9 protein-coding genes are annotated in these 7,031 nt (G+C 52.6%); 7 read left to right on the top strand and 2 right to left on the bottom strand.

The window, feature by feature from the left end; all coding sequences use genetic code 11:
• Window positions 1-74: 74 nt before the first annotated feature.
• The 6 genes from CX664_RS23815 to mnhG are packed head-to-tail and all read left to right on the top strand — an operon-like array spanning window position 75 to window position 3,455.
• Window positions 75-467, top strand: a complete 393-nt coding sequence (locus tag CX664_RS23815) for an MnhB domain-containing protein (protein ID WP_206679370.1) — start codon at window positions 75-77, stop codon at window positions 465-467.
• Complete coding sequence (locus tag CX664_RS23810; RefSeq protein ID WP_101749113.1) at window positions 467-820, top strand: Na+/H+ antiporter subunit C; 354 nt, start codon at window positions 467-469, stop codon at window positions 818-820. Before CX664_RS23815 ends, CX664_RS23810 begins: the two co-directional genes overlap by 1 nt.
• Entirely contained in the window at window positions 817-2,370 is a 1,554-nt protein-coding gene (locus CX664_RS23805) for a proton-conducting transporter transmembrane domain-containing protein (protein WP_101749112.1), read from the top strand. Before CX664_RS23810 ends, CX664_RS23805 begins: the two co-directional genes overlap by 4 nt.
• A complete protein-coding gene (locus CX664_RS23800; RefSeq protein ID WP_101749111.1) occupies window positions 2,367-2,843 on the top strand; it encodes a Na+/H+ antiporter subunit E in 477 nt (158 codons plus the stop codon). Before CX664_RS23805 ends, CX664_RS23800 begins: the two co-directional genes overlap by 4 nt.
• 1 nt (window position 2,844) lies before the next feature.
• Window positions 2,845-3,153 (top strand): cation:proton antiporter, encoded by a 309-nt coding sequence (locus tag CX664_RS23795; protein ID WP_101749110.1) that lies wholly within the window; start codon window positions 2,845-2,847, stop codon window positions 3,151-3,153.
• Window positions 3,150-3,455, top strand: coding sequence for a monovalent cation/H(+) antiporter subunit G (gene mnhG, locus CX664_RS23790; RefSeq protein WP_101749109.1), 306 nt, complete (start codon window positions 3,150-3,152; stop codon window positions 3,453-3,455). Before CX664_RS23795 ends, mnhG begins: the two co-directional genes overlap by 4 nt.
• Before the next feature lie 466 nt (window positions 3,456-3,921).
• Here mnhG and CX664_RS23785 read toward each other — a convergent pair whose 3' ends face one another.
• Window positions 3,922-4,572 (bottom strand): transposase, encoded by a 651-nt coding sequence (locus tag CX664_RS23785; protein WP_101749108.1) that lies wholly within the window; start codon window positions 4,570-4,572, stop codon window positions 3,922-3,924.
• Between the two features lie 166 nt (window positions 4,573-4,738).
• Here CX664_RS23785 and CX664_RS23780 point away from each other — a divergent pair, with 166 nt between their 5' ends.
• Complete coding sequence (locus CX664_RS23780; RefSeq protein ID WP_101749107.1) at window positions 4,739-4,972, top strand: hypothetical protein; 234 nt, start codon at window positions 4,739-4,741, stop codon at window positions 4,970-4,972.
• 17 nt (window positions 4,973-4,989) lie between these two features.
• Here the strand turns inward: CX664_RS23780 and CX664_RS23775 are convergent, their stop codons facing one another.
• Window positions 4,990-6,021, bottom strand: a complete 1,032-nt coding sequence (locus CX664_RS23775) for a portal protein (RefSeq protein WP_146000287.1) — start codon at window positions 6,019-6,021, stop codon at window positions 4,990-4,992.
• Window positions 6,022-7,031: the final 1,010 nt, after the last annotated feature.

Here is a 7,031-nt window from a genome sequence, read left to right as displayed (position 1 = left end):
CCCCGGCATAGCCGGGGGTTTACCTAATGATTAATTAACCAGATGGTCTCTGAAACCCCCAAGGAGCACCGTTAATGTCATCGATTATCTTTCGTACCAGCGCCCATATCGTCACGGTGCTGATGCTGGTGTTTTCTGTTTACCTGCTGTTGCGTGGCCATAACAATCCCGGCGGCGGGTTTATTGCCGGCCTGATTGCCGTCATTGCCTTTGCCCTGTTAATGCTGGCCGAAACCCCGGCCTATGTGCGTGAGCGCCTGGTCTATCCACCAGCCACCTTTGCGGGTTCTGGTGTGGCCATAGCGCTGTTCGCCGGTCTGCTGCCGCTGTTTTTCGGGCAGCCTTTTCTCTCTGGCCTGTGGCTGGGCAAAATCGGCAGTCCACTGTTATTTGACGTTGGCGTTTACCTGGCTGTCATCGGGTCGGTACTGATGATCCTGCTCAATGTTGAAGAGGAGTTAAGTTGATGGAGTTTCTCTGGTGTCTGGTCGTCGGCCTGATGACTGCCTGCGGCGTTTTCCTGATGCTGGAGCGTCATATCGTGCGCTTTCTGTTCGGTATGATCCTGGTCAGTAACGCCATCAACCTGGCCATTTTTGTCGCTGGCCGCTTAACCCGGGGTAATCCGCCACTGATTGCCAATGATGCCCTGCTCCCGGCCGCCGGTTACGCCAACCCGCTGCCACAGGCGCTGATTCTGACCGCCATCGTGATCGGTTTCGGTCTGTTATTGTTCACCTTACTACTGGCCTATCGCGCCATTAAAGAATTTGGCACCGCTGATATGGACAAAATGCAACATGCGGAGACAGAGCAATGACCCATTGGCTACTGGTTATGCCTGCTTTTATTCCGCTGCTAACCGCTACCGCCTGCGCTTTCAGTTTTCGCGCCCGCACCCTGTCATCGGTGATCAGCTGGTCCGGTGCCCTCGCCAACCTGTGTATCGCCCTGTTGCTGGTCCAGCAGGTCATTTCCCAAGGCCTGCAGGTAACCGCCTTTGGTGACTGGCAAGCCCCCTTCGGCATTGTCTTTGTCGCCGACCTGCTATCGGCCAGCATGGTGCTGATTACCGCCATAATCGGTGTCGCGATTGTGCTCTACAGCACCACCGATTTGCGCAGCAAACCGTTCTATGGGATCTATCACAGTTTGATCCATGCGCTGCTGGCCGGTGTGATGGGCAGCTTTTTAACCGGCGATATTTTCAATCTCTATGTGTTTTTTGAGGTCATGCTCATTACCTCATTTGGCCTGATGGTACTCAATGCCAATAAACAGCAGGTGGATGCGGCGGTTAAATACGTGGTGCTCAACCTGATCTCCACCATGGTTTTCCTGTTGGCCATCGGGCTGCTGTATGGCGCTACCGGCACCTTGAATATGGCCGACCTGCACGCCAAAGTCCCGTTACTGCCGAACACCACCATGATGCTGATTTCCGGGTTGTTTCTCTTTGGTTTCGCCATCAAGGCATCGGCGTTCCCGGTCTTCTCCTGGCTGCCAGCGTCCTATCATCATCTGCCTAGCGCCATCGTTGCCCTGTACGCCGCACTGCTGACCAAAGTGGGGGTTTATGCGTTGATCCGCGTCTTCACCATTGTGTTTGACCTGGTCGATAGCGGCTACCAGCCATTGCTGATGGTGATTGCCGGCCTGACCATGCTCACCGGCGTGCTTGGTGCGGCCAGTCAATTCCATATCAAACGTATTCTGTCGTTTCATATTATCAGTCAGATTGGCTATATGCTGATGGGACTGGCCATCTATACACCGCTGGCCATTACCGGTGCGATTTTCTACATCATCCACCACATTATTGTTAAGGCCAATTTGTTCCTGATCGGCGGCTTCCTGCAGCGCAGACAGGGCAGTGATAACCTGCGTGAGCTGGGTGGCGCTTATCGCAGCATGCCGTGGCTGGCCCTGTTGTTTCTGATTCCGGCGTTCTCTCTGGCGGGCTTTCCACCACTGTCCGGATTCTGGGGCAAATTTCTGGTGATCAAGGCAAGCCTGCAAACTGACGCCTATCTGCTGGCGGCCACCGCCTTGTTTGTTGGCCTGATGACTATTTATTCCATGACCAAAATCTGGGCCGAAGCGTTCTGGAAACCGCTGCCGGATAATGCCGCTGCACCGATCCCCCTGACCCGGCGGGAAAACTGCCTGTATATCGTCCCTATTGCGGCACTGGCAGTATTGACCATTCTGATTGGTTTGCTGGTCGAACCCATTTATCAGCTGGCAGAAGCCTCTGCAACCAACCTGCTCAATCCACAGCCTTATATTGATGCCGTGCTTGGCAGCGACAGCACGGCCTACTCAGCGCATCTCTCCATACCAGGACCCGCTGGAGGAACGCAACCATGAACCTGTTTTTGTTAAACATCCTGTTAGCGTTTGGCTGGATGCTGCTGAACGGCGACTATGGCAGCACCGATTTTACCATTGGTTTTGTGGTCGGTTTTTTTGCCCTGTTGCTGACCGAACCCTTTTGCAATAAACCTCATTACGGCCGCAAGTTCCTGGCAGCCCTGAAGCTGCTGGCGGTGTTCCTGTACAAACTGCTCACCAGCAGTCTGCAAGTGGTGTGGGACGTCATCACCCCCACCCACCTGAGCCATCCGGCCATTATCAAAGTGCCGCTGGCGGTTGAATCTGACATGGAGATTATGTTGCTGGCCAATATGGTGTCGCTAACGCCGGGGTCACTGACGCTGGATGTCAGTGAAGATCGCCGGTATTTGATCGTACATGCCATGTTCAGCAAGAACGAACAATCGGTGATCGACGATATCAAAACATCATTGGAGCGTCGTATTCTGGAGGTGACCCGTGACTGACATGATGGCTTTTGCCACTCATTTCGCCTTTGTCGGTTTGTTAGCCAGCCTGGCCCTGGCATTTATCCGGCTGTGCAAAGGCCCTTCGCTGGCGGATCGGGTGATCGCCCTGGATCTCATCGCCTTTATCACCATCGGCTTTATTGGTGTATTCACCATTTACAGCAACGCCACTGCATTTATGGATATTGCCATCACCCTGGCCCTGGTGGCGTTTCTCAGCACCATTGCCTTTGCCCGCTTTATTATGCGCGTGCCACTGAGTCAGTCTCGCGCTGATTCGGGCTTAAGTTCAGGAGAAAAATCATGATGGATTGGGTCGTCGCCAGCTGTTTAATTGTCGGGGTACTGTTCAGCTTTTTCTCTGCGCTGGGTATTTTACGGATGCCGGATGCTTACATTCGCATGCACTCATCCACCAAAGCGGGGACCATCGGGGTTGGTTTAATTATGGTGGCTGTGGCCCTGCACTTTCAGGGGGTTTCCATCAGTTCCCGGGCCGTCGGGATTATCGCCTTCATTCTGATGACCGCCCCCGTTGCAGCACATCTGATGGGTAAATCGCTGTTGATGAATAATTACCAGATGTGGCGTGGTCATCAACAGGATTAACTCTTCCCTTCTGAAGCAGGCCTGAAACTTCAGGCCTTTTTTCAATTAAGGAATTGGTCCGAAATAATTCCGACATTTCTGAGCCTCGAAACTCCGTTCGTCCTGAGCCTGTCGAAGGGCATGTATCCGGCCTCGATATCGTGCCAGTCACCCTTCGACCGTTCATCCTGAGCGGAGTCGAAGGGCGCTCAGGATGAACGGAGACCGAGTTTAAAATGTCGGAATTATTTAAGGACAATTCCTAACCCGAATATTTCATAAACGCTGCTACAGCTCGAATGATTTATTTTTTTTGAACAAATATAGCCTGTCAGATCGTAGCAGCGTATTTCTCTGCGGTGATATTGCGTCCCGCCATGGCTTTTTGTCAAAAAACATACCGATTTACCTGATACCAAGCGCACTGAACCCTCAACCTCTTTCAGTTGATTCAATAAAACGCCTGCCAACTTAAAAGTTGTGTCTCTTATCCCGGTTTGAGGACTGGCATAGCAGCAAAAGCCTCTGTCACTCGTTGCAGCAACACTTTCATTGGGTTGCTGCTGGGCAGATGTAACTTAACACGGTCTTTATACTCCACCACCTTAACGGCAATTTTGAACAGCTTGGCGATCACTGTTGAAGGCTGAGCCCTCTGCATCTCTGTATCCTTCAATACAGTGGTTCTCATTTCGTAATGCAGAACATACGCGGCACAGGCGTAGTACATACGCAATGCATTCGCCCGAAAGCCCATATCCGATGTCCGATCACAGGACAGATCATTTTTCAGGTGTTTGATGTAGTTTTCATCCTGTCCTCTGGGACAATAGAACAGCTCATAAACGCACCGGTCCGAGGCATTCTTGATTGATGTCACTACGAAGCGAGGGTTGTCACCCATCTGGTTCACTTCAGCCTTATATATGACACGTGTATCCAGCCCTTTCCAGCTCCTTGCCTGATACTGAGCCTCGCCATACAGACGCACCCGGTAGAGTATCGGTAATTTATTTAATCGGGCGTAAGCTGTACGTGTTTGCAGACAGTGGCGAGCTTCTGCCATGCTTTCGTCCAACATCGGCCGTAAGGCCGTTGGATGCCCAGCGCCTTTACCCAGCACGTAATCAGCAACCATCGCTTTAGCCTGCTGCTTGACTCAAAACTCTGAGTAGGACAAAAAATCAGCTGATTGAGTTCCACAAAAAAACAGAATTTTTAACAAGAAGATTGTCGTTTTAATCAAAAGTCAGGTACGGAACCAATTTTTACCAGACAGTAACCGTTTATCTGGAATGCAAGCAATGGCAACCACTAACATCTGGCAACAGTTCAAGGCGCTCATTCCAGAAGGGGGGCGGATCGTGGCTACCATTACCGCCAATAACGGCAATGGCACCAGTCAGGCAAGGCTACGGGATGGTTCGGTTATTACGGTCAAAGGAGAGTCTGTGAGCGTTGGCGAGAAGGTGTTTATTCAGAACGGGGAGGTAAAGGGAGTTGCGCCGAATCTGGCGCAGTACGAAGTGGAAGTGTAAGACGATCGGATCAAGAATCAAGACCCGACCCCGGTTTTCGTGGTGCTGGAGAGGATTCTTGAGAGAACGCCGAGTCGTTGTGACCCCAGTTGAGTGAGCCTTTGTATTTCCGTTGCTGATCGGACGTCGGCGGTGGGTATGCCCTGTTGTGCGTCGGAGGCGGCGGAGACCCGTTGTTTCATTTCGCCCATGGTCATGATGTCGTTCCAGTGACCTTTGGTGACGTCGGGTACGTTGGCGATGAATACGCCGTCGCCGGGTTTGGTGCCGGGGGCTGTCCTGACGACGCCCCAGGGGTTGCGGTCAATAAGATCAGGAATGGAGACCTGGGTGGGGTCGGCGAAGATCAGGTTATTGAGGGCGGCCTGCACGTTGTCGACTCTTGATCGGAGCAGCCACGTTGCGATGTCGTGCATGGGCAGCAGCATGTCATAGAGGGACTGCTGGAATGTTTTGTGGCTGTCGAAGAAGAGGCCACCCATGACACAGGGGAACTGGCGTCCGTAGGGGTTGAGCTGGCAACGGATAACGTGCTGTTCGTCAATAATGGTGACGAGCAGCCAGATTTGTTCGATGGCGGGGACGCCGATTTCGTAGCCCGCTAACCTGACCCAGCATTCGTCGATGGTTCTGGCGTTGCCCAGGGTGAAATAACTGCCGGTGTTGTCGCGGGCCAGAGAGTCCTGGGGGTCGATGGAAAAACCTTTGCCCTCTTCTTTGTGCCAGCGGTGGGCGCTCCAGCCTTGTTTTGAGTTGCCGGTGTGTTTGTGCAGCAGGGCTTTGTCTTGCTTGAGTCGAGGGTAGAGGCCGCTTTGCACAAGGGCGCTTGTTGCTACGTAGTCGGTAAACACGATGAACTGCTGACGCTCCCAGTCGCCCCAGGTGACACGGGGGTCGGGAAAGACCTTGCGCGGGTCGAAGTTGACGATGGAGTTGGTATTGCTGTTGGGGTTCCAGACGATTTTTGTGGGCGACATGCCGTAGCGGATGTTGTCGAGCAGCAGTTGTGCCAGACGTGCGGCGCATGTGCTGGTGCAGGACGCGCTCAAGCAGCATGGAGGACTTTCTGGATTCGCGGTTCAGTCCTTCGAGCTGGAACATGGGATTACGCCCGCCGAGGGCGGACATCATGTAAGTCAATACCGTGTCGGCGATGGCGCGGGTGTCGGGAATGACGGCCTTTTCTCTGAAGTCGGTGGTGTCGGCGGGGACGTAGATGTCGTGGGCGCGGTCGGCTTCCTGCCAGTGGTCGTAGCGCCGGGAGATTTGGTCGTAACTCATGTCGGACATGGTTTTGACCATGGACACCAGTCTTTGCTCTTGCTCGTCGGACAGGAGAGTTGAGATGTCTTCGTAGTTGGTGAGCGGGTGGATCAGGTTTTTCAGGTCGACAATGACCCCTTCGACACAGTGGTCAGGCTTCTCGTCGGAGACTGCGCCGTCGGTCAGGGCTTCTTCCATGTGAAGGTTGATGTTTTCCATGCCGCGAAAGGTGTCCGGTGATGATTACCGGTATTGTGTTGGCAGAGGGGGGAGGGGTCGTCCTTTGGGGGTACCGGCTCGAAGGCCGGTGATGTGGTTTTTGGACGATGGTTATGTTGTTTATGCGAAGTGAGTTGGTATAAGTGCTGTGTTATGTGCCACTCATAAATTTACGCTTGCCAAAAGACAGTAGTGATAAACTGTTCAACAGGCATGTCTGATCTCCTTCTGGTTAACCACTGCTACTAATACTAATAGCAGAAAAGGAGGTCAGTCATGCATTTTTAGGTCATTTTAAAAGTCGAACATCGCGTTATAGTAGAAAACGCCTTGTAGACAACAGATAAAAACCATATTCTTCAAAGGGCATTTCACCTTAGATCGGATTATATTTTTACCGACCAGAAGCCGAACCAGCCGGATTGGGTACGGTGGTTGCCTCGGCAACCAGAGCATATGGATATTAGCACTCGGTGTTTGTCAACATAGTTGTCGCCTCAACTTAAGCGGCTTTGCTTAGTTGATCATCAGCAGGCCTGTCGGGATTCAACCAGACTTCATCAGCCAGATCCCAGTT

It is taken from the genome of Endozoicomonas acroporae (genome assembly GCF_002864045.1).
GTDB classification, from domain to species: Bacteria; Pseudomonadota; Gammaproteobacteria; order Pseudomonadales; family Endozoicomonadaceae; genus Endozoicomonas; species Endozoicomonas acroporae.
Note: the sequence above shows the minus strand (reverse complement) of the source record. Positions and strands in the feature narration are given on the sequence as shown.

Coding starts and splice junctions, on each gene's coding strand:
- CX664_RS23815 (WP_206679370.1), top strand. CDS start 75: ATGTCATCGATTATCTTTCGTACCAGCGCCCATATCGTCACGGTGCTG.
- CX664_RS23810 (WP_101749113.1), top strand. CDS start 467: ATGGAGTTTCTCTGGTGTCTGGTCGTCGGCCTGATGACTGCCTGCGGC.
- CX664_RS23805 (WP_101749112.1), top strand. CDS start 817: ATGACCCATTGGCTACTGGTTATGCCTGCTTTTATTCCGCTGCTAACC.
- CX664_RS23800 (WP_101749111.1), top strand. CDS start 2,367: ATGAACCTGTTTTTGTTAAACATCCTGTTAGCGTTTGGCTGGATGCTG.
- CX664_RS23795 (WP_101749110.1), top strand. CDS start 2,845: ATGATGGCTTTTGCCACTCATTTCGCCTTTGTCGGTTTGTTAGCCAGC.
- mnhG (WP_101749109.1), top strand. CDS start 3,150: ATGATGGATTGGGTCGTCGCCAGCTGTTTAATTGTCGGGGTACTGTTC.
- CX664_RS23785 (WP_101749108.1), bottom strand. CDS start 4,572: ATGGTTGCTGATTACGTGCTGGGTAAAGGCGCTGGGCATCCAACGGCC.
- CX664_RS23780 (WP_101749107.1), top strand. CDS start 4,739: ATGGCAACCACTAACATCTGGCAACAGTTCAAGGCGCTCATTCCAGAA.